This is a genomic window from Arthrobacter zhaoguopingii (assembly GCF_009828595.1).
Lineage (GTDB): Bacteria > Actinomycetota > Actinomycetes > Actinomycetales > Micrococcaceae > Arthrobacter_D > Arthrobacter_D zhaoguopingii.
Window position 1 is genome coordinate 1 of the sequence record NZ_WPNY01000020.1, and the last position, 25386, is coordinate 25386.

The following is a 25386-nucleotide window of genomic DNA, read 5'->3' on the forward strand; positions in this document are numbered from 1 at the left end:
CTGAGCTGGGGAGCACACACCCAACCGGCACGCCTGGAACAAATCGGCGGCCTCATCGTCACCGTCTGCAATACCGCAATCGCGGTCGGCGCAATCATCGGGGGCGTGCTGGTCGACAGCGTATCGGCCAGCGCAACCCTCATCATCGGCGGTATCCTCGCCCTCCTCGGCGGACTGGTCCTCACCAGCCTCCGCCGACGGGCGAACCACATCCCCACTCCGGTAAGCAACTAAACCCCCGCCCGGCTGCATCCCAGCATCGCGAGTCACAACCCACTTTCAAGGCCCGCGCACCCGCGCCACGCCTGCCCTAAGGAGCGCTTTTCATGACAACCATCGGCATACTCGGTGCTGGCCAGGCCGGCAGCACGCTCGCTCGTGCTTCAGTGGCGGCAGGTTACACCGTCGTCATCGCTAACTCACGTAACCCCGAAACCCTGACAGGACTGGTTCGCGAGCTCGGCCCGCTGGCCTCCGCCGCATACGCGACCGACGCGGCAGCCGCAGCGGATGTCGCCTTCCTGGGCTTCCCCTACTCCCCGGACGACCTCCTGCCGGCCGAAGAGCTCGCCGGGAAGATCATCATCGATAACAACAACTACATGGTTTGGCGCGACGGCCACTTCCCCGACGTCGACTCCAGCCTGAAGACCGTCCACGAACTGCGCCAGGAGCAGCTTCCGGCCTCGAAAATCGTCAAGGCGTTCACCCATGTCCAGTTCCACGCACGGGCCCAGATCCGCGTCCCCAGCGACACCCAGCCTGCTCTGATCCGTCTGGCCAGACCCGCCGGTGCTGCGGATCGGAAAGCCCTGGTTGTCTCCAGTGACTACCCCGAGGCCGTCGAGTTCGTCACGGACTTCTACAACGACCTTGGCTTCGATGCTGTCGAGAACAGTCCCCTGAAAGAATCCTGGCGCAGCGCCCCAGGCACCCCAATGTGGCGACACCACGTCGACGGCCAGAGCAGGGAGGAGCTCGTACGCAACCTGCAGCTCGCACGCCGCCTCGGCCGCTGATCCGGGATACCCACCCCACATACTCCCTCCCCGACGATTAGGAGAACAAGCAATCATGAGCACCGCAGGCATTACCCCCAGCACCTCCCCGCGACAGGCCAGCGCTCCCAGCATGAAAATCGACGTGTGGGCCGACATCATGTGCCCCTGGTGCTACATGGGCAAGCGGCGCCTGGAAGAAGCGGTGCAGTCCTTCACCGGCGCCTCGCACATGGAAAACCGTTCGATTGAAGTGGAGTTTCATAGCTTCGAACTCGCGCCAGAACTGCCCCCCGGTCAGACCCAGTCCGTTCTGGACTTCAACGTGGCCAACAGGGGCATGAGCCCAGACCAGGCCGCAACCCTGCTGGAGGAAGTCACCGAGCGGGGCCGGGGTCTTGGACTCGATCTGAACTTTGACACCGCCCTGCTCACGAACACCTCACGCGCCCACCAGCTCATCCACTACAGCAAGGCACACGGCAAGCAGCTGGAAGCGGAGGAAGCAGTCTTTGCCGCATACTTCACTCACGGCCGCAACGTCTCCCATCTTGAACAGCTCGGGCAGATCGCCGAGGGGATCGGACTCGATCGTGACGACGCCGTGCGTGCCCTGCAGGCGGAGGAACACCTCGAGGCGGTGCGGTCCGACCAGGCTGCCGCCGGCTCCTACGGGATCCGCAGCGTGCCGTTCTTCGTCATCGACGGAAAGTACGGTCTCGCGGGTCTGCAGGACGCTTCGGTGATGGCAGAAGCGCTCGACAAGGCATGGTCCGAGAGGTCACTTACCGCCCATTCGAAACCATGAACGGCGACTGCGGCCAACACCGCCCCAGCAGCCCTAGGTCCGCTCCCTCGGACGTCGGAAGCCGCCGTTGACCCGCCCAGATTGGGAGCACCCGGACCGGGTGCGTCGGTCATCTTTCAGGAGACCTCGATCAAGATGGCGAGGATGTGGATCGATCGGAATAGAACCTGTACTTGCGCAGTTACACCTAATGGCGAGTACAACCTCCGCACCTTTCTAGCGGAGGCCTTCGTGACTATTTGATGATTGACGGCCACCTTGGCACAGAGAAGAACAGGAAAGCACCACCATGTCTGATTTCAACCTGCGGGACTTTTACGAGCGCTACATCGAGGCGTTGAACGCGCACGAGTTCGACCGGATGGATGAGTTCGTCCACGAATCGATCGTCATGCACAGCGAGCCAAGCACCCGTGAGGCGCTGGTCGCTCAGCTGCACAGCATCATCGACCCGGTTCCGGACTTCCATTGGGAGACCCAGGAGTTGGCTATCCATGGTGACAGCCTCGCGGTACGCCTGATCAATACCGGAACCCCCACCAAGGAATGGCTTGGCGCCGCACCGACCGGCAGGAAGTTCGAGATCGTCGAGTACGCCATCTACACCGTGCGGGACGGCAAGTTCGTGCACATGTCGGCACTTCACGACGCGGAGGCTCTGCAGAAGCAGCTCGCCAGCTAGCGGCGTCCCACGCCAGGGGCTGCGAAGCCGCATGCGGGCGGGGTTCGATCTCCCGATCAAACCCCGCCCGCTGCGCATGGGCGCCGGCGCAGGATCGCCAGAAACCGGACGCCTGTGCCGGTCCGTGCGAACGCCCCGGCGGGCTCGTCGCCCGCACCTAAGCCGGTCCCGGGACCTTCGTGTTCGCAGGTCCCGGAGACCCGCTAAGCTTCACCCGAGACCCGCGTGTCATGTATAGAGCAGGAAGGTGACGCCGTGAAATCCGTAAATCTTGGAGGGCGGCCCAGGGAGTTTGACACTGACCAGGCCCTGGAGCGGGCGATGCGGGTGTTCTGGGCGCAAGGCTATGAGGGCACCAGCCTCACAGACCTCACCGACGCGCTCGGCATCACACGCTCGAGCATGTACGCGGCGTTTGGCAACAAGGAATCCCTCTTCCGCAAGGTGATGACGCGGTACGCGGCCGGCCCCGCCGCCTATGTGAGCCGCGCACTCGAACGCGACACCGCGGCGGAGGTAGCGCACGCGTTCGTGATGGGCGCCGTCGAGGCAACCACCCTCCCCGATTCGCCCCCGGGATGCCTGAGCGTTCAGGGTTCCCTCGCTGCGGGAAAGGCCGGGGCCGTGGCACGGGATGCGCTCATCGCATGGCGTGAGGATGGCTACACCGGGCTCCGGCGGCGGTTCGAACAAGCGGTGGCTCTCGGAGACCTGCCCCCACAAGCCAACCCACACCTCCTCGCGCGGTACCTCATGACGGTCGTCAACGGCATCGCCGTGCAGGCCACCGGCGGGGTCCCACGCTCCGACCTCGAAGACGTCGCTGAACTGGCGCTGCGCAATCTGCCGCTGACATCCTGAGACCCATCCCCGCCCTCGCGTACCTTCCACCGGCGCCACCGTCACCGCGACCGAGCAATTTGCGGCCATTATTTCCGTCGCTGTCCACGCCGAGGAGGTCGGCTTCGACATCTACGCCATTGGCGAGCACCACAACCGGCCCTTCATCTCGTCGTCCAACACGACCATCCTCGGCTACATCGAGGCTTTGACGTCGCAGATCACCCTATCGACGTCCACGACTCTGATCACCACCAGCGACCCGGTAAAGATCGCGGAGGATTTCGCAACCCTGCAGCACCTCGCGGGAGGCCGCGTCGACCTCATGCTCAGCCGCGGCAACACGGGGCCTGTATATCCGTGGTTCGGCAAAGACATCCGCGAAGGAGGGTCGGCCTCCGAATCCCGCGCAGCCGCCTTCTGTGTCTCTATCCCCTCTCGCGAGCAAACCTGAGGTCGATGCCACCTAAGCCTGCTCGTGGTGATGGTGCTCACGAATCGCTAGCTCGCGGTCCCTGCTTCGCCTGGGCAGGATCGGGTCGCGGTCTAGCATGAGCGCAGTCGAAGCAGTTGGAAAAATTCCCTACAACTTCTCCCCGGCCCGCCTGCGTTGCATCGAACTGGCCGAGAAACTCGCCGCCTACGAGTCACCCGCTTCCTGAGCACTGGCCTTCCCAACTCATAGCTGAGGTCTCCAGTCCGTCGGGTTAACGGATCCTTCGACGACAAAGCTGATAGTCAATCGGAAGCCCGGCTGGACGCACGCAAGTCGTACCTTTTCGAGCATCCCTATAGCCACTTAAGTCGAGGGCTGATCGACTGTTGCATCAGGTGTACTTGGCGCAAAGTTTGTCTCTCCTTTAGCTTGAAGGAGTAGGGGAGCTGTCATTGGCACGACAGCTCCCCTAGACGGTGCGCGCGAGAGCTAGCCACCTCGCAGGCTTCACCGTTTCTTATAGTTGGCCTTTCTCATCGGGCCTTCGGTCGCGGAAGTGGGTGATGAGTCGCTCAGGCCTCGGTCGCGCCGAGCTGCCTGAGGATGCTGCGGTTGTCGGTGCGCACGAACTCCTCCAGAAGCCGACCCTGATCGTCCATCCGGAAGATGTTGATCAGGTCCATGACGATCCGGGCTCCGTTGGGTTGCAGGAGCCCGACGGGGGACTGCGTGAAGGGGCGGACGAAGGTGCCCTCGATCCAGGTCTGGCAGGCGATGAGGTCACCTTCGACCACGACGATGCCGCGCCGGATGCTGCGGTCGTCGAACGCGTCCCGTAAGGACGCGAAGTAGGCGCTGAGACCGGCGTAGTCGGATTCGAAACCGTCGGGCCCATGGAAGCGGAAGCGCTCAGTGTCGAAGTAGGAATCCACCTCCTCTGGGTGCTCGCCGGAAACCTCGAGCTCTCCTGCACGGACCAGGCGGGCCACGAGCTCATCTCGGGTGTAAAGGGGCATGGGGTTCCTTCCAATCATGGTTTTCCTCTTAGGAGGCCACTAATAGGTTCCACGCCCTGCATCCATGCCACAAGCGACAATATCGCACCGCAGCCATGCCATCCCGGCATACAATGGAAGTCATGACGGAAGTGACGCTGACTGGGCTGCGCGTGGTCCTCGAAGTGGCCCGCGCCGGCTCCTTCAGCGCGGCCGCCGAGAACCTTGGCTACACCCAGTCCGCGGTATCGCGTCAGGTCGCGGCGAGCGAGCGGGCAACTGGCGGGCCCTTGTTCGAACGGCGGGCGCGGGGGGTGCGTCCAACAGCAGCGGGTGAGGTGCTGGTCCGGCATGCCGGACAGGTGTTTGAACGCTTAGCAGCCGCTAAGCAGGAACTGGCCGGGATACACGACCGGCTCGCTGGGCGTCTGGTTCTGGGCGGCTACCCCACCGCGATGGCGCACCTAATTCCGCGCGCGGTAGCGCGCCTGCTCACCGCACACCCGGACGTGGAGGTTCAGCTGATGGAATCCTCGACACCGTCCCAGCTCACAGCCCTGCGGCGGGGCCGCCTGGAGGTCGCCGTCCTGGCGACCGGTCAGGGACTGCCTGACTACGAGCTCGATGGCCTCGACCTTACAGAGGTGCGCGGCGGACGCGGCATCGGGGTCGCTGTCGCAGAAGCCCATCCTTTCGCCGGTCGCACCGAGGTCAGCGTGCACGACCTGACCGACCAACGGTGGATCGTGGGCGCGAGCACCAACGGCTCGCCTGAGTTCGGCGCCTGGCCGGACCTGCCCGACCCGAAGATCGCCTTCTCGGTGCGTGGCTGGCCCGCTCGCTTCGGTCTGGTGTCCGCGGGCCTGGGCATCGCACTCGTGCCGGGCAGCGTCGCTGCGGTTATTCCCCGAGGGGTGTGTTGGGTGCCGGTCCGAGCTACAGGCACCTCCCTTAGACGGACGACCTGGGCCGTCACTACCGCCCAGCCCAGCCCGCCCGCCACCGCCGCGGTGCGCGCCCTCGTCGATGAAGCACGCTCCTGGAGCACTCACCCACCCACATGAAGTGATCTCGCGCGGATCAGCAAATCATTTGTTTGCTTTACAGGGTCCGGCCCACTTGCACTGAAGCCGCCCAGCACTCCACCTGCAAGCAGCAACCGTCCGTAGCCCATACGCCTTCGCAAAACCCTCACCGGGACCTAAAGAGCGATCCTTCTGTGCATGGCCGATGATGCGCAATCTGTACTCGACGCAACACCTGACGAGTAGATGATTGGTCAGGGCATCGACCCTCGCGATCCAGTGATGATCTGCGATCTAGTTTCGGGGTGACGGGGCGCTTCAGCCGCAGGAGAGGTAGGCACTTCTCGGCGTCGGTCCGGCCGCTGCCGTGGAAGACTGCTGGCATGGAGGCCCCAGCGCGCGACCACGACCTCGTCCTCTTCGGTGCGACCGGCTTCGTCGGTGAACTCATCGCCGGATATCTTGCGGATCACGCTCCGCCGGACCTGCGCGTGGGGCTCGCCGGGAGGTCGAGAGTGAAGCTCGAGGCCGTACGGTCCAGGCTGCCCGTCGCCGCACACGAGTGGGCCCTCATCGAGGCTGATTCGGATCACCCCGGCTCGCTTGCTGCGCTGGCCGCGGGCACCAGGGTTCTCTTCACCACGGTAGGTCCCTACGCGAAGTACGGACTGCCCGTCGTTGAGGCGTGTGCCCGCGCCGGCACCCACTACGGGGACCTGACGGGCGAGGTGTCCTTCGTCAGTGAAGCCATCGACCGTTGCGACGCCCTGGCAAGGACTACCGGTGCACGGATCGTCCATGCCTGCGGCTACGACTCCGTCCCCTCGGACCTCGCAGTGCTCCTCCTACACCAGGCAGCGGAGGCCGACGGCGCGGGCGGACTGACCGGGGTGCAGCTCGTCGCCAGGGCGAAGGGTGGCTTCAGCGGCGGCACCATCGAGTCGATGCGTGGGCAGCTCGACGGCATGCGGTCGGACCCTGTGCTGCGATCGCTCGCGGGCGATCCCTACTCCCTCAGTCCGGACCGGACGGCGGAACCCTCGACCCGGCAGCCGGCGGATCTGGGGTGGGTCGGCCGTGCGGAGGACGGCATGCGGACCGCGCCCTTCATCATGGCGTCGGCGAATACGCGGATCGTGCGCCGCAGCAACGCCCTGCAGGGCTGGGCCTACGGCCGGTCCCTGCGGTACGGCGAGGTGATGGGTGCGGGTCGGGGGCCCGCCGGTGCCGTCATCGCCGGAGCGACGGCGCTCGGCCTTCGGGTGTTCGGAGCCGCACTGGCCCTACCCCCTACGAGGAAACTACTGGACCGCGTCCTTCCCTCGCCCGGTGAAGGCCCGAGCGAGGCCGCGCGGCGCTCAGGCTGGTTCCGTTCCCAGGTGACTGCCTCCACAGAGAGCGGGCGGCGGTACCGGGCCGTCGCAGCCGGGCCCGGCGATCCGGGATACACCGCCACCGCCGTGATGGCCGGGGAGACAGCGCTCTCACTTGCCCTCGACGGCGACCGCCTGCCGCCCGCCGCAGGATCGCTGACCCCAGCGACCGCCCTTGGCGACGTCCTGGTTGAGCGGCTGCGCGCCGCAGGCCATACCTACGAAGTCATTCCCCTCACCTGACGCAGGAAGTGGTGCACTCTGGCGCACCAACAATCCACTTGAGGCGTAGCGATACCTACCGGTGCTCAATGGGTCGTTCATGCACACCTCACTAATGGGGTGTGCGGAGACAGAGCATCCAGTCGAGGACCTGTGGAAAACGCGTTGCTGTTGGCACCCCCTCATCGTGCATATCACCATACTGCGTATACGTACCTCGAATGCCCGCAGGGCGCATCCAACCAGCGGGCTCCAGGACACCGCACGACATGGGACCGGCCTACGGGACTAGGGACGTTGTTGCGACATAAGCGTCTAAGAATCGCTCGCGGCATAAAGTTGGTGCATGGCTGCAAACACGAAGAAGGTCGAGATCATCGACGGTTACACCATCAAGTACCACGCGAACGGGACTACCCTGTGGTCGAAGGGGCGGATCGAGAACGGGAACCCGATCGGCTACTGGGAGTGGTACAGAATCGATGGCACCCTGAAGCGGTCCGGGCATTTCGAGGCAGGTGAGCCGATTGGTGAATGGACCACATATGATCAAGACGGCAAACCTTACAAAGTGACTGATCGTGGTCGCCCCCGCGCGAAGCATGAGTGAATCCGGCTATTCGCTGCTGTGACAGTCCTACCGTCTCACCATGCGTCTGAAACCCACCCACTTACGGGACGGTGAGCGAACGGCCTATGCCCCTCATGGCCTGGACAACCTGTTCAAGATGCGCCTGAGGCCACACAAGGCACTCTGCACCTCGGCGCATCGACGAGACCAAAGCCCGGGAGTACCAGCAGCACTGGTCACGGCGGACTTGGGAACGCTGGAGCTGACTCGAAGCTGATAGCCACCCGTCGAGAACAGTGTGTGCAATCAGGAACACTTGCACGTAAGCCCATCCCCTTGCGGCACTCGGTTGTGTTCGACGCAACACCTGCGATGGAGACTGACTGGGTGAGCAGACGGCTAATTCTAATTGCCCTGCTCGAATGGCTGCCAGCGCGGGTCGAGCGCGTAGTCCTGTCTGCGCTTCTCCAACGCTGCTTTCACCTGACCGGGCGCGTCGTCGCCGGCAAGGAGTCGGAGCCGGCCGGCGTCGTGGTCGGCAACGTGGGTGAGAATCCCCGCGGCGATTTCGGCAGGTGCTGTACCTCCGGCAGTGCCGTCGACCGGCCACGGAACGTCGGGTGACCCGAAGAGAGTCGTGCGTAGGTCGTCGTAGGGGCGCATTGGTTTCGCAAACCGCATGCTGCTGCTGGCCCAATCGGTGTCAATCGAGCCGGGCTGAACGATGGTCACATGGACCCCGAATGCGGCCACCTCCGCGGCCATCGCCTCGGTCCATCCCTCTAGGCCCCACTTCGCCGCGTTATACAGACCGAGAGTTGGCATCGTCCCGACCGCTCCGACTGTGGAGATCTGAACGATATGGCCTCCACCCTGCTTCCGCATGACCGGAAGCGCGGCCTGGCAAAGCCATAGGGGGCCAAGAAGATCCGTATCGAGTAGCGACCGCACTTCCTCTTCGGATACCTCCTCAATTGCTCCGATAAGTCCGTAACCGGCGTTATTCACCAGAACATCCAGGCGCCCAAATGCCGCAACAGCGGCATCGACGGCGGCGGCCGCTGCGGAACGATCGCGGACGTCGAACCGGTGGACGTGCAGCCGGTCGTACGCGGGCAGGGAATGCTCGCCTCTGACGGTGGCAACCACCGTGTGCCCCTCTTCCAACGCGGCAAGCGTAAGGGCGCGTCCGAGCCCGCGTCCGGCTCCCGTGATCATCCAGGTCTGCGAGGTTGTCATGAACACAGGCTACCGAAAAACGAGACGGACCGTCTCGTTTTTTGAGCTAGGGTAAGTAGATGGCTAGTAGGAGAACGCGTGCTCGCGTCCATGAAGCGGTACTCTCTCTTGCCTCCCTTGAGGGCTTCACCAAGCTCACAATGGAGGGTGTGGCCTCACGAGCTGGAGTGGGTAAGCAGACGCTCTACCGCAGCTGGACGTCAACGGGGGCGATCTTGTTCGACGCCCTTCTGGCACGCAGCCAAAGCCCTGATGGCATCGTCGTTGTTCCAGACAGCGGCAATCTGCGCGCTGACCTCATCGAGCTCGTACAAGAGACGATCGCAGAACTTTGCCATCCAACGACGGAGCCGCTGCTGCGTTCGGTCACGGCCGCGATCCAGACCGATCTGATACTGGCGACTCAATACCGCAAGCTGCTGCTCGAACCCCAGATGCAGGCCGTTGCCGGACGCCTCCACCGCGGCGGGGTAGAAAGAGCTGAGGAACTAGCGGAAATCCTTGTCGGGCCCCTCCTTCACCGCTGGCTGCTACGCAGCGGCACCCTCGACAACTCGTGGGCAGAAGCTCACGTCGAGCGAGTGCTGCGCGCCTCCGGTACGAGCTGAGATCAGCGGTGGGCACCGCCGGCCCGCACTCGGTACACGATCGTGCCCAAACCCAGTGATCACCGTATGACCGCCGCGTGGGGGCCGGAGCTGTTCCCCGATGTTGGCGGTGAGCGCCGCATGGCTGGTGGAGGAGTCGTTGTCGGTGATTCCGCGTCGCTACCGTCGGCGCGGTGGTGAAGCAGGGAGCCTTCAGTCATCAATCTCGCGTTGGGCGTCTTCGGCCAGGTCCCGAAGCACCTGCTGATCCTCCACCGTGAAGTTCCGGGGGTTCTGATCGATGATGCACAAGGTACCGACGGCCCAGCCGCCAGAACCAATCAGCGGGTAGCCGGCGTAGAAGCGGATGCGGGGCTCACCGGTGACGAGCGGGTTGTTCTTGAATAGGGGATCGTTGAGTGTGTCGTTGATGATCAGCGGGCCGGCCCGGCGGATGGTCTCACTGCAGAGTGCGATGTCCCGCGGGGTGTTTTGGCCCAGCGGGCCGATGACAGATTTGAGGAACTGCCGCTGCTTGGCGATTAGGGCGACGCTGGCGGAGCTGACCCCGAAGTGTTCTTTGGCTTGACGGGTGATCCGGTCGAAGCGCTCCTCGGCTGGGGTGTCCACCAGCCCTGTCCGCTCCACCGCCCGCAGCCGCTCCGCCTCGGCCTGCGCCGGGGTGAGGAAGGAGGTACCGGCGGCGCCCAGATCCTCCAGCGCCCGTTCCAAAATGTCGCCGGCCTCGTCGATACCGGCGGCCTCCGGGGTGCCGTCGCCGGCGCTGGAAGTGCTGTCGGTGTTCATGCCCTGACCATCGGTGCTGTAGGGGACGCGAAGCTCCGAAGCGGTGTCTGGCAGGATCTCATTGAGCGTAAGGGCCAGGATGTCGCCTTCCAGCTGGGGGATTCCCTGCTCCCCCAGCAGGTATGCCTTCACCTCCACCTGGGACAGGGAGCCACCCATGGCGTAGTAGGCGATCCACAGCTCCGCCGGACCCAGCCCTGCCTGGGCGGCCGCGGTCACGGTGAGCTGCTGCTGTGTCTGTTCGTCCATGGAAAAACCTCGAACCCAGTTCACGGGAGCGGCCATCCCCTCCCGGCAGGCGGGCGGCCGATCCCTAGGCACCATCAATCAGCGTGCTTAGGGTCGACGATAGTGAAGGCAGGCCCGGGCAGCAAAACACGGACACACTCGACCGGAGCGGCACTAATAGGGTACGGACATCGCGTGCGGCGTCCCCGGCCGCCGTATACTGCTATCGCCGAATACCTGACCGCTCTCGCCCCCGCACCGGAGGCAGCCTCATCCGGGCAGGACACCGGAATCGGGGCGGGCGCTGGAGTGCTCTGCCGTCATCGCCCGCCAGCTCGCGGAAGCACCATCGTGGGCGCCGCGTACCGGCTTCATTCCGGCATTGCCGCCGTCGACTGGAGGGGAGCCGGAGGGGTCGGCGGTCTCCCACCAGGTTGTGGTGGCAGTGGCCCGTCCTTTTGCTCAGTCGAGCGCCTCGTCGGCGCCGAGCGGGTTTGAGCGGCTGCCGGTCCCGTCCTGGGGCACCAGGGCGATCCCCATACTCATATCGATACGAATCTGATGCCCGTCCACTTCGAAGGGTTCCTTGAACGCCCCATGGAGCCGGTCCAGTCATTCCGGAAGGTCCTCATCCAAGGTGTCTCGAATGATTGCATCTCCGGCGGCATTCCCGAAGGTGTTGTTGACGAGGGGGAAATCGTCCAGGTCGATCAGGCCGATCGCCACCGTCACCTCCCGCTTGGAGCGGCACAACTGGGCGGTCCTGCCACCGCTTCCTCGCCCGGGTGCTTTCCCCCCTCCCGCACCCCTACCGCGTCAAGATGATTGGCCGGCTCCTGCAGGGTCTGGCCGGAACCTCCCGGTAGGGTTGATGTCCATGGCTGACCGGTGCTCGATCGCGGACGCGATGACTATCCTTGGCGGACGCTGGGCCGTACTAATGTTTCGGGAACCGGACTACGGCCGGCGCCGGTGCAACGAGATCCTCACGGCGACGAGGGCACCGCGGGAGGTGCTCACCACCCCCCTGCGGGAGCTGAAGCACGCCGGACGGACCCGCCGCGAGCAGTACTCACAGCACTCCCCGCGGGACAAGTCTCACCTGACACCGGCCGGCAAAGAACTCGGCCCGATCCTCATGGTCCTCGCCGCGTGGGGCGAAAAACGGGGGAAACACTCGGACCTGACCGCGCCGGTCGACTTCCGGCACGCGGATCATCACCTCAGCCGCGGCTGGCCTGTGCACAGTGCAGGGACAAGGTGGAACCGGGCAGCGTTTCGGCCCGATCCAATCCCGGCCCGCGGAACGGCGATGTCCCGTTGGGTCATTAGCCGCGGGAAGGGACGGGCCGCGCCTGACTGGTCCCCTGACTCATCCGCCGATGAGCGGCGGGCTGGCAGCTGTGGCTGAGGCTTCACCGACGTCATCCCTGATCCCGAACCTCGTCCCGGCCGATGTCATGGCAGAGGAGGCCTTCACCGACGCATTCGCGGTGGTGCTCTATCCGGAGGAGGAGGCGGTTCTCGAAAATGCCCTCGATGAACGGCGCCGCGAATTTGAGACGGTTCGGCTCTGTGCCCGCAGGGCTCTCACGCGGCTCGGCGTTCAGCCCGGCCCTCTTGTGCCGGGAGTGCAGCGTGCACCGCTCTGGCCCGTCGGCGTGGTGGGGAGCATGACCCATTGTGAGGGGTACCGGGCCGCGGCTGTTGGCCGCGTCCCTTCCGTCGCCTCTGTCGGGATTGACGCCGAACTTCACATGCCTTTGCCCGACGGCGTGCTGGGGGTGATAGCCCGTGAGGACGAGAGAAGCGCGATCGCCTCCCTCTCCGCGTCTCATCCGGCCATTGCCTGGGACAGGCTCCTCTTCAGCGCGAAGGAGAGCGTGTTCAAGGCATGGTTCCCTCTGACCGGACAATGGCTCGATTTCACGGACTGCTCAATAACATTGCAGCCCGATGAGTTCACCTTCACCGCAGCTCTCCGAGTTCCGGGGCCGGTGGTGAGGGGAAGACGGCGCAATACTTTTCCCGGGCGCTGGTCGAGTTCCGGAACGCTGGGCCGCGGGCATCTGGGGACGGCCGTTACCATCCAGTGACGCCGGCTTTACCGGTGGCGGCGTGCGGCGCGGGGTCCGGACAGCTGGCTGCGGTCGTTGGAACGACCTGGCCTCACGGCGGGTTCGCCCGCAGAGGCCGTGGGAAGGATTCTGGCCGAAGCTTATGCGGAGGAGCGCTCTAGAGTGCGGGCAGCGGCAGCCGGTACAGCCAGGGAGTGAGGATGGTGCGGGCATCGAAGCCCGGGACGGCACCGCAGATCCGGTCGGCGGTGCCGCACAGGTCACTGGTTGTTACTGAGCCGAAGCGGTATTCCTCTGTCCAGGCTCGGAGGAAACTGAAGAACGGCCCGTCTCCGGCGGCCCGGCGGAGGGCGTGGACCGCGAGGGCGCCTCGTTTGTAGACCCGGTCATCGAACATGCTCTCGGGCCCCGGGTCGCCCACCATAAGGTCCTGCGGGCTCACCGACAGCCCACGCCATGCGGCCCCGGCCCGGTCTGCCGCCGTGGAGTTCCCGGACGCCTCGGACCAGAGCCACTCCGCGTAGCAGGCGAATCCTTCGTGGAGCCAGATGTCGGCCCATGTGGTGGCAGTCAGCGAGTTCCCGAACCATTGGTGGGCCAGTTCATGGGCGATGAGGCGCTGGGATTCCCAGTCCTGCGTGAGGTGGTTGGGCCCAAGGACAGACAGGGACTGGGCTTCGAGCGGGATTTCGAGTTCGTCACCGGCCACGACGACGGTGTAGGTGGCGAACGGGTAGGGCCCAAATAAGGTCTCAAAGCTTTCCATCATCTCCCCTTGGCGCGCCAGGGCGGTCTGGGCTTTGGCCATGAGGGCCGGCGGTGCGCCCAGGTACTGAAGGACGGGCCGCCCTGCCCGGTGGTCCGTCGTGTCGGCGGGGAACATCAAGGTCCGCAGGTCATAACGGCCGATCTGCACGGTGGCGAGGTAACTGGCCATGGGTTCCGGCTGGTCGAAAACCCAGGTTTCTCGGCTGGCTTTGGCGGAGTGGGAGACCAGGACGCCGTTGCAGATAACCCGGTAGTTGGCGTCGGTGGTGATCGTGTATCCGAAGCTGGCCTTCTGGCCCGGATGATCGTTGCAGGGGAACCAGGAAGCCGCACCGGTGGGTTGCCCGGCCACCAGGACCCCGTCGGTGAGTTCTTCCCAACCGACCTCGCCCCAGTTCCCGAGCTGGGGTGCAGGGGTACCGCCGTAGCGGATGTCGAGGCTGAACCAGGTGCCGGCGGGCAGGGGCCGCTCCGGAGTGATGATCAGCTGAGTGCCGCGGTGAACGAACCGTCTCACTCGCTGCCCGTCGAGCTGGACCTTCTGCACGCGGAGCCCGGCGAGGTTCAGGACAACCGTGGCGAGTGTGGTGGATGCCTGTGCCGTGATGGTGGCGTGGCCGGCGAGCCGGTTGGAACTGACCCGGTAGTCAAGGTCCAGCTCATAGCGGGAGACCCGGTAATCCCGGCTTCCGTGGCCGGGCGTGTAGGAATCGGCAGGACCGTGGGCAGCGGTGGCTGGCATGCTCGTGGTTCCTTCGGTGGGCGCGGGCTGGCGGTCGAGGGTCACCGTGCCAGGGCTTTCGAGGCAGGGGTGGTGGGCGGCTCTGTGCCCGGCGGGGCGGTCCAGGGGCTGACGGGGTTGCCGATCCAGTAGCTTCCGGCAGGAACGGTTTCGCCACGCATGACCAGGGAAGCCGGGCCGACGGTGGCCCCGGCGCCTATCCTGGCGGCGGGCAGGATCACCCCGTGCGGGCCCATGGTGGCACCGTCGTCGAGGGTGACGGTGTCAATGCTCATTACCCTGTCGTGGAAGAGGTGGGTCTGGATGACGCACCCGCGGTTGACCGTCGAGTTCGCGCCCAGGCTGACCAGGTCCGCTTCCGGGAGCCAATAGCTTTCACACCAGGCACCCGGCCCGATCCGGGCACCGAGTGCTCGAAGCCACCACACCAGTGCCGGGGTGCCGGCGGCGGCCCGGGCGAACCAGGGTGCGGTAACCATCTCGACGAAGGTGTCAACGACCTCATTGCGCCAGATGAACGAACTCCACAGCGGGTGTTCTCCCGGGCGGATCCGACCCACGAGCAGCCATTTCGCCGCGACGGAACTTCCCGCGGCGACACCGCCGGCGCCCAGGACCACCACGGTTCCGAGCAGCGCCGCGGCGGGGTACCCGTTCCGCGCGGTGATCAGGTCAAGGACGGCGAGGATACCGGTGGCAATCGCGGCGGTCAGGATGACCGGGACCGCCCGGCCCAGCTCCCAGCAGGAGCGGTAGATTTTCAAGCGCAGGGAAGGGTTGAAGGTCAGGCTCTGGTCCATGTCCATCCGGGCCCGGCGCAGCCGGACCGGCGGGCTGCCCAGCCAGGAAGTTCCGGACTTGGCTTTGACCGGTGTCGCGGACAGGACGGCAACAAGGGAGTTTTTCGGGACGCTGCGCCCGGCCCCTGTCATGCCGGAATTGCCGACGAAGGCCCGTTTCCCGATCCTGGCCGGGCCGATCTTCATCCAGCCGCCGCCGAGTTCGTAAGAGGCGATTCTGGTGTCATCGGCCAGGAACGCCCCGTCTCCAACCGTGGTCATGGACGGCAGGAGGAGCACTGTTGATGCTTCAACGTTCCGGCCCACCGTGGCTCCGAGGAGCCGCAGCCAGACCGGAGTGAACAGGCTGGCGTAGAGCGGAAAGAGCAGGTCCCGGGCGAGGTCAAGGAGGCGTTCGGTGGCCCAGACCCGCCAGCCGGTGAGGCTCCGGACCCGGTAGTGGCCAGGGGCAAGGTTGCGCCCAAGGAGCCGGACAATGGCTGCGATGAGGATCATGTTGGAAAGGAACCAGATGAGCGCCGCTACCGGAACCGCCCACAGCAGCACGGGCCAGGAGGACCAGAGAGAGTCCTGGCCTTCGATGGCGCCGGCCACGAACGCGGCTCCCGCAGCGGCGGATAGATAGGGGACGGTGGCCAAAAGTGCCGATGCGAGGGCGTAGGCGGGGAACCAGAACCTTGTACTGGGCCGTCCCGGCAGCGGGGCGGGCCAGTCGTGCTGTGCTTTGCCGAGGCGTTGTGCCGGTGAACCGGCAAACCGCTGGTCGGCCTTGACCTTGCCCGTGACCGCCGAGCCGGGGGCAACCTCCGCGCCGGCTCCGATCCTCGAGCCGGGCATCAGGATGCTGCGTGAGCCCACGGTGGCGCCCGGACCGACCCGGATGTCTCCGATGTGCACCAGGTCTCCGTCGATCCACCACCCGGAGAGGTCCACTTCCGGTTCGATCGAGCAGCCCTCCCCCAGGCTCAGCATCCCGGTCACGGGGGGCACGGAATGCAGGTCGACGTCCTTGCCGATCTTCACCCCGAGCGCACGCGCGTAGTAGGGGATCCACGGCGCGCCGCCAAGGCTGACTGCGCCCGACAGGTCAGAGATCTGTTCGGCCAGCCATAACCTCAGGTGGACCTTCCCGGAGCGCGGATAACTGCCGGGTGTGACGCCGCGCAGCAGAACCCGGGCCACCCCGGCTGAGACGGCCATCCGTCCCCACGGGCTCACGAAGACAGCCCAGGAGGCAAGCACCCACCACCAGGACAGGACGGGGGCCAGTCGCAGCGCCCCCGAAGTTGCGAGAAGGTTGTTAATGGCCATCAGATACGTCAGCCACCGCATGGATACCAGCAATTGCAGTGGTATCCCAGCCAGGATTTGGAATATCTGGGACTTCACCGCGGTGGGCTTGACGGTGCGTTCCGTCCCGGCGGCGGCTTCGTCACCGCCCTCCGGGTCGGACAGGCGGGCCAGTTCCGCGAGGGCGCCGAGCCGGGGGCGGGCGTAGATGTCCGCGACCGTGATGGTCGGGTAGCGCACGCGCAGGGCCGAGACGAGCCTGGCCGCGGCCAGGCTCGCTCCGCCGTGGGCGAAGAAGTCGGCGTCCAGGCTTTCCGGTGCCGAGCCCAGGACGTCGGCCCATTGCTGCGCGATCCACGCTGTCCGCTGATCCAGGTTCAGGGCCGGACCGGAGTCCCCGGAAGGGGTCGAGTTCAGCGGCCAGGGCAGGGCGTTCCGGTCGACCTTTCCGCTGGTCTTGACCGGGAGGGATCCAACGGTGGTCAGCAGGGGGATCAGCGCCGCCGGCAGCAGATCCGCCAGCAGTTCCCGCGCACGGGCCAGATCCGGGGCGGTGCCCGGGGCGGGCGCCAGGTAGCCGATGAGGACCTGGTTGCCTGCGGCCGTGGTCTGGACCGCGGCCGCGGCGCCGTGGATGCCGGGCAGGGTCTGGAGGGCGGCGTCTATTTCACCCAGTTCGATCCGGCGCCCGCCGAGTTTGACCTGGTCGTCAGCGCGCCCGAGGAAGACGAGGCCTTCCTTTTCGTAGCGGACCAGGTCACCGCTGCGGTACGCCCGGGTCCAGCCCAGGGTGGCCATGGGCGCGTATTTCTCCGCGTCCTTGGCCGCATCGAGGTACCTGGCCAGGCCCACACCCCCGATGATCAGTTCCCCGCTCTCCCCCTCCCCCACGGGAATCCCGTCCGGGTCGACGACCGCCAGGTCCCAGCCGTCCAGTGGCAGCCCGATCCTCACCGGTCCCGCCCCGTCCATCCGGGCGGCGCACGCCACCACCGTCGCCTCGGTGGGCCCGTAGGTGTTCCAGACCTCACGTTCGTCCACCGCGAGGCGGGCGGCCAGGTCCGGCGGGCAGGCCTCGCCGCCGAAGATGAGCAGCCGGACCGCTTCAAGCGACTCGGCCGGCCAGAGCCCGGCAAGGGTGGGAACCGTGGAGACGATGGTGATGCCGTTGGTGATCAGCCACGGACCCAGATCCATTCCCGTTCGGACCAGGGACCGCGGGGCCGGGACCAGGCAGGCTCCGTTGCGCCAGGCCAGCCACATCTCCTCGCAGGAAGCATCGAACGCCACGGACAGCCCGGCCAGTACCCTGTCGGAGGTGTTCACGGGTTCATCCGGCAGGAACAGGCGCGCTTCGGCGTCCACAAAGGCCGACGCGGAGCGGTGGGTGACCGCCACCCCCTTCGGGGTGCCGGTGGATCCGGACGTGAAAATCACCCACGCGTCATCGTCCGGGGTTGCCTGGCGGGGCGCGGGAAAGGGCCGCACGCGGTTCGGCGAGGTGATGATCTCACCTGCTCGCACGATCCCGGCTACCTCTGCCTCCTCAAACACCAGGCGGGCCCGCTCGTCCGGATCATCGGCGTCGACCGGAACGTAGGCCGCACCGACATGCAGAACGGCCAGGATCGCCACGTACAGCTCATTTGTGCCAGAAGGGATCCGGACCCCGACCTTGTCTCCGGCACCGATGCCGGCCTCATGCAGCGCTGTGGCATGCCGCTTCACCTCGGTGAGGAGCTCCGCGTAACTGAGCGACGTATCTCCGTCATCCAGGGCGGATGAGTCAGGAAACCGTTCTGCGGTTTCCCTCAGCACGTGGACGAGGGTGCGTGGCGGAGCCGCATGGGCAGCGCGGGCCAGCTGCGGACGGAGGGCTCTCACGGTCCCATTCTGTCCGAGGACTGGCTCCTTCGGCTAATCGCCGCCCGGGCGCGTCCCCCGCCCGGCACTATTGTGGCGCAGCTCCGGTGCAGTGCGACGGAATGATATCCGCCGCCGCGTCTTGTGGACCCGACACCTCCCGGCTTTACCTCGCGGCCATCAGCCGGACGCATCAGGCCCGGTCCCAGCAGGTCCTTGTGCTGGTGGAGCAATACCTCCGAGATCGGGCGCAGCTGTTCGTCGAAGCCTTCCGGGCCGCACGGTGCCGTCAGGGCCGGCCCAGTTCCTGGCCGTTCCTTCTTCAGTAACCGCTATTTCCTCAGTGGCGGGGTACGGAAGTTCTTCCATTCGCGGTGGAATCGGGCCTCGGCCTTCAGGGCGCGGGATTGCTCAAGTGCGTGCAGGCGGCCGAAGGTGAAGCCGTTTTCGCCCTCGAGGAACGCTTCGGCGCCGAGCCGGCGCAGCAGCTCGCGGGTGACAACGCTGTCTTGGTGGTCGCCGAGGATTTTCTGCACGCCGTGGGCGGCGTCGGCCAGTTGTGCAGCCCGCGCCGGGTTGATCGGTGCTGCTGCTTCGGCGGCATAGCGCAGGCGTTTGCCGTCCTTGCGTGCTTCGTGCAGGGCCGGGTCGTCTCCGGTGCCGGCGGTATGTCTCACTGCCTTCCGGGCTGTCTTGCGCAGCCGTTTCACGTCGCGTCTGATCAGTTTTGGAATCACTTTGTGCGCGCGTCCGGAGGCCAGCGGCGTGAGGGCCGGGGCGGCAAGCAGGGCTTCGAGCGCGTCAAGCAGACGGAAGTACCGTTGCCCGTTCAGTGCATTGACCACGTCTGTATGTGCCTTTTGGTAGTCGGCTTCGAGCTGCAGATCGATTCTGCGCACGACGGGACCCATGACCAATTCGACGGGCTCCGCGGCGACCAGGTCTTTGAGCCGTTCATGCATGACTTCGGCGTCCCGGGCCTCGCCGAGAACACCGGCCAGCCACTTCAACTCCTGGCGCAGGAAATTCACCGCGTCGGCGTCGGCCAGCAATTCACGGTAGGTCGCCAGCACTGAGCGGATGCGCCGGGTGGCGACCCGCATTCCGTGGACAGCGGCGTGGGCGTCCAACCGCACCCGGGGGTCCTCATCCTTCAGTGCCTCGACGTGCTCCCGGAGGTAGGCAAGCAGGACGTCGGCGGCGGAAGCCTTGCGCTTGGGAGGCGGCAATGCCGCGGTGCCGCGGTTCAGGCGGGGGCCCAGGGCACGTGCCAGCGTGGAACTGTGCCCGGCCGGCCGGACGCCGGCGGCCGCAAGGAGCTCCGGCCCGGCATCGAGCAGTTCCCGGGATCCGTCGACGAGTTCGAACTCCCACTCCCGCCAGTGCAGTTCAGATCCTTTCGGGGCGAGAACCTTCGCCTTGACCCGGTCCTCACTGAACTCGGCCAGGACATCGTCGCTCTCGCCGCGCAGGCGGTGAACGGTGCGCCGGGTCCGCAGCCGCACCACCGGAACCAGGGCCGCGTCCCTGCTGTGGACACGGATCAACCGCAGCAGCGGTTCCGGGACGCCGTCGGCCTCAACTCCCAACGGCTCGCGGTACTCACACCGTTCATCCACGGCCAGGGGAAGCTTCAAATGCCAACCTGCGTCACCGCCGCCGGTCCGCCGCCGCAACGTGATGCGCAGGGATGCCAGGAGCAGGTCCGCGGTGTCGAAGTACGTGGCCTCCAGCCGGTGCTCCGCCGGCGGGTCCACGCGGGCAACGCCGGGCAGGTGCTCCAGAGGCGGAACCGCGGTCCCGTCCCCGACGTCGTACTTCCGCTCAATTTCCACCACCGGTGTGGGATCCATAGCCGGAGTTTATCTGCGCCACCGGGCAAATTTCAGAAACACGATAGGCCCGTGACGGATCGGCTGCCTAGGGCATCAAAGCTTGCCTTGCGACCGCGGACCCCTTAATAGTGGTTCGGCGGGCCGTCGTCGTGCCGGCCGGTGAGCGCGCGGCAGGTCAGGGTCGGCGTGTGTCCGTTCCCGGTCGCACTTCACGGCATCCTCCATTACGTGGAGATTGACCGGGATGTTCACGGGACTTTCACACTCCGCCAACCGGTCGGACACCGCGGGAGTTTAGGCTCGGATTGTGAATCCGGATATCGACTTGGGTGAGGTACACGCGCTGTCTGTTCGTGGTGCGGATAGTCCGCTGCGTGAACGTCAGATACTCATGCTGCAGCAGAGCCTTTACAACGCGCGCGTTCGCACCCTTCCCGAACTTGCCAGGGTAATTGAGGTGTGCACCGGCCGCCCGATCACCTCATTACGGGAGATACGTCAAAGTGAACTGCGTCCAATTCTGCGTCACGTCCAGACCATGATGGACAAGGTTGACGTTGATCCTCAAAGCATTCCGGCTTCCGTTCCTGCGCGCGATCGTACCTTCGAGGCGCCCGCCCCGGGGTAGGGAATGAAGAACGACGGCGGAGAAGTGGGCCACGAGTCAGGTTCCACCTTGCGACGCTCAGGTCACAAGAAGCCGGCGGCGCACACCACTCCCCAACGTTGATAGCCGTCAATACTGTCGGTGCCCGGGCAGGCTTCCGGCATGCTGGGCGTAGCCCGGCCTGGAATGTCGCGATGAATCAGATGACTTTTGTCCGGACGTAATGCTGCGAGCGCCTGTCGTTAGCGGTCGCTGGTGCCGCTGAACAGCGTTGCGAGGAGAACGCGCGCGTGACGGTCCGGGGAGAGGGGCTGACCGAGTACTCCTTGCGCAAGCGCCGGGACGCCGAAGGGCAGCATGCCGGCGAGCAGAAGTAGCAGCAGGAACTCGTCGTCGTCTACGTCGGGCAGGGCACCGCTGGCTCGCAAGCGTGCTGCGACAGGGGCCACGGCGGCCCGTGCGCTGTTGAGACTTCCGAGGAGGTAGTCGAGGCGATCGTTAGGGACTGAGCCCTCGTGCACGAGGAGCCGAGCAATGTCGGGCTGGCGTGCGCAGGCGCGAATAAAGCCTTCGATAAAGGCTGCCGTGTCTGGCTCACAGGGGCTTTCGGTTTCGGTGCGCGTGATGGCGTCCGCCAGCGGCTGGAGGGTGGCTGCGAACTCCGCGTCCGCGGCGTCCACGACGGCTTGCCAGACGCCTTGCTTCGAGCCGAAGTGGTGACGCACCAAGCCGTGGGTGACGCCTGCGGCCCCCGCAATCTCACGGGTGCCGACAGCGTCGACGCCGCGCTGGGCGAAGAGGGTACGGGCTGCCGCCACCAACCTCGCTCTGGTTTCCGCAGCCTCCGCATCGGGACGGCGACCGGTGGTGCGGCGGATAGCCCGGTGGGGCCGCGGAGACGTCATCGCCACATCTTGACAGGAACAGCAACGCGGATCAAAATTTTGCTATGCGACTGGATAGCAAAATGCAGGTCGGCATTCTGGGCGCCGGGCCGGCCGGCCTCACGGCCGCTGTAGCCCTTCAGCGGTACGCGCCGCCGGGATCGGTCGACATAACCGTGCTCGATCGTTACAACAGCTCCGCGGATTACCCGGGCGTCGAGTACGGCATCCAGGCCCGCGCAATGCGAGCCCTACACCGGGTACGGGCCGACGACGCGGCCCGGCGCCGCGGTAACCCCGTCGACCGGATCGAGTTCTACAACAGGAACGGTCACCGGCAGCTGGCGCTGCGAGTCGACCCACGGTGGTCGATCGGTGTGTTGCGCCGGGAGTTCCTCACGGATCTAGCGTCCCTGAGCGCCGCACCGCTGCTTCGGGGACACGACGTCAACGCCATCGTGGCGGCCGACGGTGGACGAAGGGTCGACGTCACCTTCGCGGATGGTCAGCCCGCCCGCCGCTTCGATCTGCTCGTTGCCGCCGACGGTGTGCAGTCCGTCGCCCGCAGGCAGTTTTTCCCCGCTGACGCGGTGACCCATGACCGCGGCTTCAGCGCCATCTACCTGCTGGTGGACGAAACAAAAGCACCGGACGGCAATATGCCGCCCGGATTTTCCAGCATTGCCAACGGCGGCACGATTCGTTTCATGCGGGGTTCCTTCGCCACCGCCGTCTGGTTCCCTGCCGGCAACGGCCGATTGACACTGGCGCTTGGCTTCGATCACGCCACACGCGCACACATCTGGGTTTCACAAGGGCTTCCACCCGATGCTGCCTGGCAGAATCTCTCGGGCGTGCAGCGGCGGTCCCTCGCCCGGCGGATCGCTGCGGACGTTCCCGGTCCTGGCGGCCTGGTTGTGCAGGCACTCGACCTCGTCGAAGATTGGGTCAGCCCGGATGTCTACCTGTGGTCAATGCGCGACAGCGATCCACTGGCCCAGCCCTACACCGCTGGCCTGCCCGTCGTCCTGCTCGGTGATGCCGCCCACGCGTTTCTGCCCACCATTGGCATGGGCGCCAGCCTTGCCATCGAAGACGCAGAGATCTTTTCCCGCATTCTGGCACGTCACCTGGCCGGCGGCGGAACCCTCGATGAACTCCACACCAAGGTCCTGCAACGCTTCGGGGACCATCGGCGGGGCGTATGGCTGGACCTCATGACTCGAGCGCGTGATGCCGTGACGAACTGGCGGCACGAGACCGTCGAGCAGGGATTCGTTCTCTCACCATTTGTCCCCACCCGCGTAGGATCCGCCCTCGTGCGCGGCTACGAGCAGGTTCGCGGCCGCACCCTCACCCCTACCGACCACGCCGCCTAGATGGAATCGGCCATGAGCACCGCGGTGACCGACCGGGCGTAGACCTCCTCGCCCAGTCCGAATCCCACTGAACGGTGCTGGCCTATGGGAACCACGGAGTGTTCGTTGGGGAGGTCGATGCCCAGTTCGGACAGTGATTCCATCGCCGGGGGTTCAGGGGATTCACCCGGGGTCATGCCGGCGGAGTGGACGGTGATGGAGCCCCCTGCGGGAGTATCCATCGGGCCCCGGCGAGCTGGGGTCAGCCACCGTTCCTGCGGCATAAGGAGCGCCGCGGGCGTGTATGGGTGGGCAGGGTGTTGCCCGGGTCATCCGCGCAGTGGTTCCTGAGAGAGTGAGTGGACGAGGATTTTTACCCGGTCGTGGATCCGGTCCCGAATGTCCCGGACGGTATCGGGGTTTTGTCCGGCCGGGTCCGGGAGGTCCCAGTCCTCGTAGCGTTTGCCAGGGTAGATGGGGCATGAATCGCCGCAGCCCATGGTGATCACCACGTCGGAGGCGCGGACGACGTCGTCAGTGAGGGGCTTGGGGTAGTTCCGGGACAGGTCGAGCCCCATCTCGGACATGACGGCAACGACCGCCGGGTCGAGTTCGGCCGCCGGCATCGACCCGGCGGAGCGGACCTTGATCCTGCCCCTGGCCTCCACAGCGAGCAGGGCCGCGGCCATCTGGGAGCGTCCGGCGTTCTGCACGCAGACGAACAGGACCTCGGGTACCTCGGAGGCGGCCTCTCCCTTGGATTTGGCCAGGGCGTTGAGCCGGTCACTGGCGAAGTGCTCGGTGGTGGCGGGCAGGTACGTGGTGATTCTCGCGGTGCGGGCCAGGGCGGTGTAGGACTCGAAGACGTAGCGTTCGACGGTTTCGGCGGCGAAGACTCCGGTGAACCTCTCGCCGAGGCGGGTGCTGATCCGCTGCAGGACCTCGGTGTTGTCCTGAAGTCCCAAGCGGCTTGTTTCGTGGTGATCAGTCATGGCGAGGCTCCGATGGTGGGTTGGGTCTGGATGGGGTCAGTTGCTGCCGGTCCGGCCGTGGGACCTCGAAACTGGTGCCGGCGTCGGTGGAGCAGACCCCGGTTTCGGGGAGTTCGAGGTGGACGGTGTCGGCGCCCTCGCGGTCTCCGGCCAAGGCTGCCGCGACGGAGCGGACCTGTTCATATCCGGTCGCCAGCAGGAAGGTCGGGGCCCTGCCGTAGGACTTCATGCCGACCAGGTAGAAGTCCTTCTCGGGATGGGCCAGCACCCGGGCGCCGTGCGGCGGGACGGTGCCGCAGGAGTGGAATTCGGGGTCGATCAGCGGGCCCAGCTGCACCGGGGCTTCCACGGCCGGGTCAAGGTGGAGCCGGAGTTCACGCAGGATTCCTAGATCGGGGCGGAAGCCTGTGCAGGGCACCACAAGGTCCACTTGCAGGGTGCGCCCGTCAACGGCTTCGACGCTCACGCCGGAGTCGGTGGGTGTGAGGGAGGTGATGCCGAAGCCGGAGTGCAGTTCGATCCTGCCGGCCTCCACGAGGCGCCGCAGGCGTGATCCGAGCTGTCCGCGGGCGGGCAGTCCGTCCGCGTCGCCGCCGCCGTAGACCTTCTCGGCGGACGCCCCTCGGACTGCCCACACGATCCGGGTCGCCGGGTCGTCCCTGGCCAGATCCGTAAGGCTGATCAGGGTGTTCGCGGCGGAGTGGCCGGCCCCGACGACCAGGACGCGGCGGCCGGCGAACGAGGCACGGTCCCGGCCGGCGACATCGGGAAGCGGCGCAGAGATCCGGTCCGCTGCGGCGTCCTCTCCGGGGGCGGGCAGGCCGGAGGCGCCCAGCGGGTTCCGGGTGGACCAGGTGCCGGAGGCATCGATGACCGCCGCGACGGCGTAATCCCGGGTTCCGCCGTCCCGGTGTCGGACCCGGACGGTGAACGGGGTGGTCTCCCGGTTCCGGGTAGAGGTTTTGTCCATCCCGGACCGGGTGACCGCAGTCACCCGGTCCCCGGTCTGCAGCCGGGCCTTGATCGCCGGCAGTGCGGCCAGGGGTGTCAGGTAGTAATCGATCAGTTCCCCGCCGTAGGGCACCGCGGTCGCCCGCGGGGGTACCCAGCCGGAGGCCTCCAGCAGGCGGACAGCGGCCGGGTCGAGGTTGTACCGCCAGGGCGAGAACAGCCGGATGTGCCGCCACTGCTCGATGGCTGCCCCGGCCGCAAGCCCGGCTTCGAAGATCAACGGTTCGAGGCCGTTCTCGAGCACGTGCGCCGCGGCGGCCAGGCCGACGGGCCCGGCCCCAATCACTGCGACGGGAAGCGTGGTCGGTGATGCCATGAGGTCCTCGGTCTCCTCCCGCGGCGGGGCG

Annotated in this window: 22 protein-coding genes and 2 pseudogenes; 14 read left to right on the forward strand and 10 right to left on the reverse strand. The window is 66.1% G+C overall.

The genetic code is table 11. The features are described from left to right. The 6 genes and pseudogenes from GVV86_RS17360 to GVV86_RS17385 all read left to right on the forward strand — a co-directional run. A pseudogene (locus GVV86_RS17360) lies at positions 1 to 234 on the forward strand (hypothetical protein); the annotation flags it as partial. 92 nt (positions 235 to 326) lie between these two features. Next, entirely contained in the window at positions 327 to 1019 is a 693-nt protein-coding gene (locus tag GVV86_RS17365) for an NADPH-dependent F420 reductase (protein ID WP_159803519.1), read from the forward strand. Positions 1020 to 1074: 55 nt separating this feature from the next. After that, entirely contained in the window at positions 1075 to 1806 is a 732-nt protein-coding gene (locus tag GVV86_RS17370; RefSeq protein WP_246670035.1) for a DsbA family oxidoreductase, read from the forward strand. Positions 1807 to 2095: 289 nt separating this feature from the next. Next, the gene (locus GVV86_RS17375) at positions 2096 to 2488 is read left to right on the forward strand and encodes an ester cyclase (protein WP_159619560.1); all 393 of its coding nucleotides are present in this window, start codon (positions 2096 to 2098) and stop codon (positions 2486 to 2488) included. Between the two features lie 255 nt (positions 2489 to 2743). Further along, on the forward strand, positions 2744 to 3349 hold the full coding sequence (locus tag GVV86_RS17380) for a TetR/AcrR family transcriptional regulator (protein WP_246670036.1): 606 nt from the start codon (positions 2744 to 2746) through the stop codon (positions 3347 to 3349). A 22-nt stretch (positions 3350 to 3371) separates the two neighbouring features. Continuing rightward, a pseudogene (locus GVV86_RS17385) lies at positions 3372 to 3716 on the forward strand (LLM class flavin-dependent oxidoreductase); the annotation flags it as partial. A 620-nt stretch (positions 3717 to 4336) separates the two neighbouring features. Here the strand turns inward: GVV86_RS17385 and GVV86_RS17395 are convergent. Next, complete coding sequence (locus GVV86_RS17395) at positions 4337 to 4780, reverse strand: ester cyclase (RefSeq protein ID WP_201291506.1); 444 nt, start codon at positions 4778 to 4780, stop codon at positions 4337 to 4339. A gap of 122 nt (positions 4781 to 4902) precedes the next feature. Here GVV86_RS17395 and GVV86_RS17400 point away from each other — a divergent pair, with 122 nt between their 5' ends. The 3 genes from GVV86_RS17400 to GVV86_RS17410 all read left to right on the forward strand — a co-directional run bounded on the left by GVV86_RS17400 (position 4903) and on the right by GVV86_RS17410 (position 7989). After that, on the forward strand, positions 4903 to 5823 hold the full coding sequence (locus tag GVV86_RS17400; protein ID WP_159803521.1) for a LysR family transcriptional regulator: 921 nt from the start codon (positions 4903 to 4905) through the stop codon (positions 5821 to 5823). Between the two features lie 344 nt (positions 5824 to 6167). Continuing rightward, positions 6168 to 7400 (forward strand): saccharopine dehydrogenase family protein, encoded by a 1233-nt coding sequence (locus GVV86_RS17405; protein WP_159803522.1) that lies wholly within the window; start codon positions 6168 to 6170, stop codon positions 7398 to 7400. Positions 7401 to 7725: 325 nt separating this feature from the next. Beyond that, positions 7726 to 7989 carry a toxin-antitoxin system YwqK family antitoxin gene (locus tag GVV86_RS17410; protein ID WP_159803523.1) on the forward strand — a complete coding sequence of 88 codons (264 nt, stop codon included), beginning with the start codon at positions 7726 to 7728 and terminating at the stop codon, positions 7987 to 7989. A gap of 366 nt (positions 7990 to 8355) precedes the next feature. Here the strand turns inward: GVV86_RS17410 and GVV86_RS17415 are convergent, their stop codons facing one another. Beyond that, positions 8356 to 9189, reverse strand: coding sequence for an SDR family NAD(P)-dependent oxidoreductase (locus GVV86_RS17415; RefSeq protein ID WP_246670037.1), 834 nt, complete (start codon positions 9187 to 9189; stop codon positions 8356 to 8358). A gap of 59 nt (positions 9190 to 9248) precedes the next feature. On the opposite strand from GVV86_RS17415, the gene GVV86_RS17420 reads away from it, so the two are divergent. Then, a complete protein-coding gene (locus GVV86_RS17420; RefSeq protein ID WP_159803524.1) occupies positions 9249 to 9797 on the forward strand; it encodes a TetR/AcrR family transcriptional regulator in 549 nt (182 codons plus the stop codon). A gap of 192 nt (positions 9798 to 9989) precedes the next feature. Here the strand turns inward: GVV86_RS17420 and GVV86_RS17425 are convergent, their stop codons facing one another. Then, on the reverse strand, positions 9990 to 10832 hold the full coding sequence (locus GVV86_RS17425; protein ID WP_159803525.1) for a GAF domain-containing protein: 843 nt from the start codon (positions 10830 to 10832) through the stop codon (positions 9990 to 9992). Between the two features lie 886 nt (positions 10833 to 11718). On the opposite strand from GVV86_RS17425, the gene GVV86_RS19005 reads away from it, so the two are divergent. Together GVV86_RS19005 and GVV86_RS17435 are read left to right on the forward strand one after the other, a co-directional pair. Then, positions 11719 to 12222 carry a winged helix-turn-helix transcriptional regulator gene (locus GVV86_RS19005; protein ID WP_425513943.1) on the forward strand — a complete coding sequence of 168 codons (504 nt, stop codon included), beginning with the start codon at positions 11719 to 11721 and terminating at the stop codon, positions 12220 to 12222. After that, positions 12194 to 12907 carry a 4'-phosphopantetheinyl transferase family protein gene (locus GVV86_RS17435; RefSeq protein ID WP_201291507.1) on the forward strand — a complete coding sequence of 238 codons (714 nt, stop codon included), beginning with the start codon at positions 12194 to 12196 and terminating at the stop codon, positions 12905 to 12907. Before GVV86_RS19005 ends, GVV86_RS17435 begins: the two co-directional genes overlap by 29 nt. A gap of 139 nt (positions 12908 to 13046) precedes the next feature. Here GVV86_RS17435 and GVV86_RS17440 read toward each other — a convergent pair whose 3' ends face one another. The 3 genes from GVV86_RS17440 to GVV86_RS17450 all read right to left on the reverse strand — a co-directional run bounded on the left by GVV86_RS17440 (position 13047) and on the right by GVV86_RS17450 (position 20205). Continuing rightward, positions 13047 to 14399, reverse strand: a complete 1353-nt coding sequence (locus GVV86_RS17440) for a M1 family metallopeptidase (protein ID WP_159803527.1) — start codon at positions 14397 to 14399, stop codon at positions 13047 to 13049. Between the two features lie 41 nt (positions 14400 to 14440). Then, entirely contained in the window at positions 14441 to 18373 is a 3933-nt protein-coding gene (locus tag GVV86_RS17445) for a Pls/PosA family non-ribosomal peptide synthetase (RefSeq protein WP_201291508.1), read from the reverse strand. Positions 18374 to 18684: 311 nt separating this feature from the next. Then, positions 18685 to 20205 (reverse strand): CYTH and CHAD domain-containing protein, encoded by a 1521-nt coding sequence (locus GVV86_RS17450; RefSeq protein WP_159803528.1) that lies wholly within the window; start codon positions 20203 to 20205, stop codon positions 18685 to 18687. 289 nt (positions 20206 to 20494) lie between these two features. On the opposite strand from GVV86_RS17450, the gene GVV86_RS17455 reads away from it, so the two are divergent. Then, a complete protein-coding gene (locus tag GVV86_RS17455) occupies positions 20495 to 20815 on the forward strand; it encodes a hypothetical protein (RefSeq protein ID WP_159803529.1) in 321 nt (106 codons plus the stop codon). 221 nt (positions 20816 to 21036) lie between these two features. On the opposite strand, the gene GVV86_RS17460 is transcribed toward GVV86_RS17455, so the two are convergent. After that, positions 21037 to 21612, reverse strand: coding sequence for a TetR/AcrR family transcriptional regulator (locus GVV86_RS17460; protein WP_159803530.1), 576 nt, complete (start codon positions 21610 to 21612; stop codon positions 21037 to 21039). Between the two features lie 131 nt (positions 21613 to 21743). Between GVV86_RS17460 and GVV86_RS17465 the strand changes: the two genes are divergently transcribed. After that, a complete protein-coding gene (locus tag GVV86_RS17465) occupies positions 21744 to 23057 on the forward strand; it encodes an FAD-dependent oxidoreductase (protein WP_159803531.1) in 1314 nt (437 codons plus the stop codon). On the opposite strand, the gene GVV86_RS17470 is transcribed toward GVV86_RS17465, so the two are convergent. The 3 genes from GVV86_RS17470 to GVV86_RS17480 form a co-directional block, all read right to left on the reverse strand. Beyond that, entirely contained in the window at positions 23054 to 23278 is a 225-nt protein-coding gene (locus tag GVV86_RS17470; RefSeq protein WP_159803532.1) for a low molecular weight phosphatase family protein, read from the reverse strand. The two genes, GVV86_RS17465 and GVV86_RS17470, sit on opposite strands and share 4 nt — an antisense overlap. An 87-nt stretch (positions 23279 to 23365) precedes the next feature. Further along, positions 23366 to 24028 carry an arsenate reductase ArsC gene (locus GVV86_RS17475; protein ID WP_159803533.1) on the reverse strand — a complete coding sequence of 221 codons (663 nt, stop codon included), beginning with the start codon at positions 24026 to 24028 and terminating at the stop codon, positions 23366 to 23368. Next, complete coding sequence (locus GVV86_RS17480) at positions 24021 to 25355, reverse strand: FAD-dependent oxidoreductase (protein WP_159803534.1); 1335 nt, start codon at positions 25353 to 25355, stop codon at positions 24021 to 24023. Before GVV86_RS17480 ends, GVV86_RS17475 begins: the two co-directional genes overlap by 8 nt. Between the last annotated feature and the right edge of the window lie 31 nt (positions 25356 to 25386).

Bases quoted from the DNA above. Each gene is read 5' to 3' on its own strand.
- GVV86_RS17395 (WP_201291506.1), bottom strand. From the start codon at position 4,780: ATGCCCCTTTACACCCGAGATGAGCTCGTGGCCCGCCTGGTCCGTGCA.
- GVV86_RS17425 (WP_159803525.1), bottom strand. From the start codon at position 10,832: ATGGACGAACAGACACAGCAGCAGCTCACCGTGACCGCGGCCGCCCAG.
- GVV86_RS17440 (WP_159803527.1), bottom strand. From the start codon at position 14,399: ATGCCAGCCACCGCTGCCCACGGTCCTGCCGATTCCTACACGCCCGGC.
- GVV86_RS17450 (WP_159803528.1), bottom strand. From the start codon at position 20,205: ATGGATCCCACACCGGTGGTGGAAATTGAGCGGAAGTACGACGTCGGG.
- GVV86_RS17405 (WP_159803522.1), top strand. From the start codon at position 6,168: ATGGAGGCCCCAGCGCGCGACCACGACCTCGTCCTCTTCGGTGCGACC.
- GVV86_RS19005 (WP_425513943.1), top strand. From the start codon at position 11,719: ATGACTATCCTTGGCGGACGCTGGGCCGTACTAATGTTTCGGGAACCG.
- GVV86_RS17375 (WP_159619560.1), top strand. From the start codon at position 2,096: ATGTCTGATTTCAACCTGCGGGACTTTTACGAGCGCTACATCGAGGCG.
- GVV86_RS17400 (WP_159803521.1), top strand. From the start codon at position 4,903: ATGACGGAAGTGACGCTGACTGGGCTGCGCGTGGTCCTCGAAGTGGCC.
- GVV86_RS17365 (WP_159803519.1), top strand. From the start codon at position 327: ATGACAACCATCGGCATACTCGGTGCTGGCCAGGCCGGCAGCACGCTC.
- GVV86_RS17475 (WP_159803533.1), bottom strand. From the start codon at position 24,028: ATGACTGATCACCACGAAACAAGCCGCTTGGGACTTCAGGACAACACC.
- GVV86_RS17415 (WP_246670037.1), bottom strand. From the start codon at position 9,189: ATGACAACCTCGCAGACCTGGATGATCACGGGAGCCGGACGCGGGCTC.
- GVV86_RS17420 (WP_159803524.1), top strand. From the start codon at position 9,249: ATGGCTAGTAGGAGAACGCGTGCTCGCGTCCATGAAGCGGTACTCTCT.
- GVV86_RS17470 (WP_159803532.1), bottom strand. From the start codon at position 23,278: ATGGATACTCCCGCAGGGGGCTCCATCACCGTCCACTCCGCCGGCATG.
- GVV86_RS17410 (WP_159803523.1), top strand. From the start codon at position 7,726: ATGGCTGCAAACACGAAGAAGGTCGAGATCATCGACGGTTACACCATC.
- GVV86_RS17480 (WP_159803534.1), bottom strand. From the start codon at position 25,355: ATGGCATCACCGACCACGCTTCCCGTCGCAGTGATTGGGGCCGGGCCC.
- GVV86_RS17435 (WP_201291507.1), top strand. From the start codon at position 12,194: ATGAGCGGCGGGCTGGCAGCTGTGGCTGAGGCTTCACCGACGTCATCC.
- GVV86_RS17465 (WP_159803531.1), top strand. From the start codon at position 21,744: ATGCGACTGGATAGCAAAATGCAGGTCGGCATTCTGGGCGCCGGGCCG.
- GVV86_RS17370 (WP_246670035.1), top strand. From the start codon at position 1,075: ATGAGCACCGCAGGCATTACCCCCAGCACCTCCCCGCGACAGGCCAGC.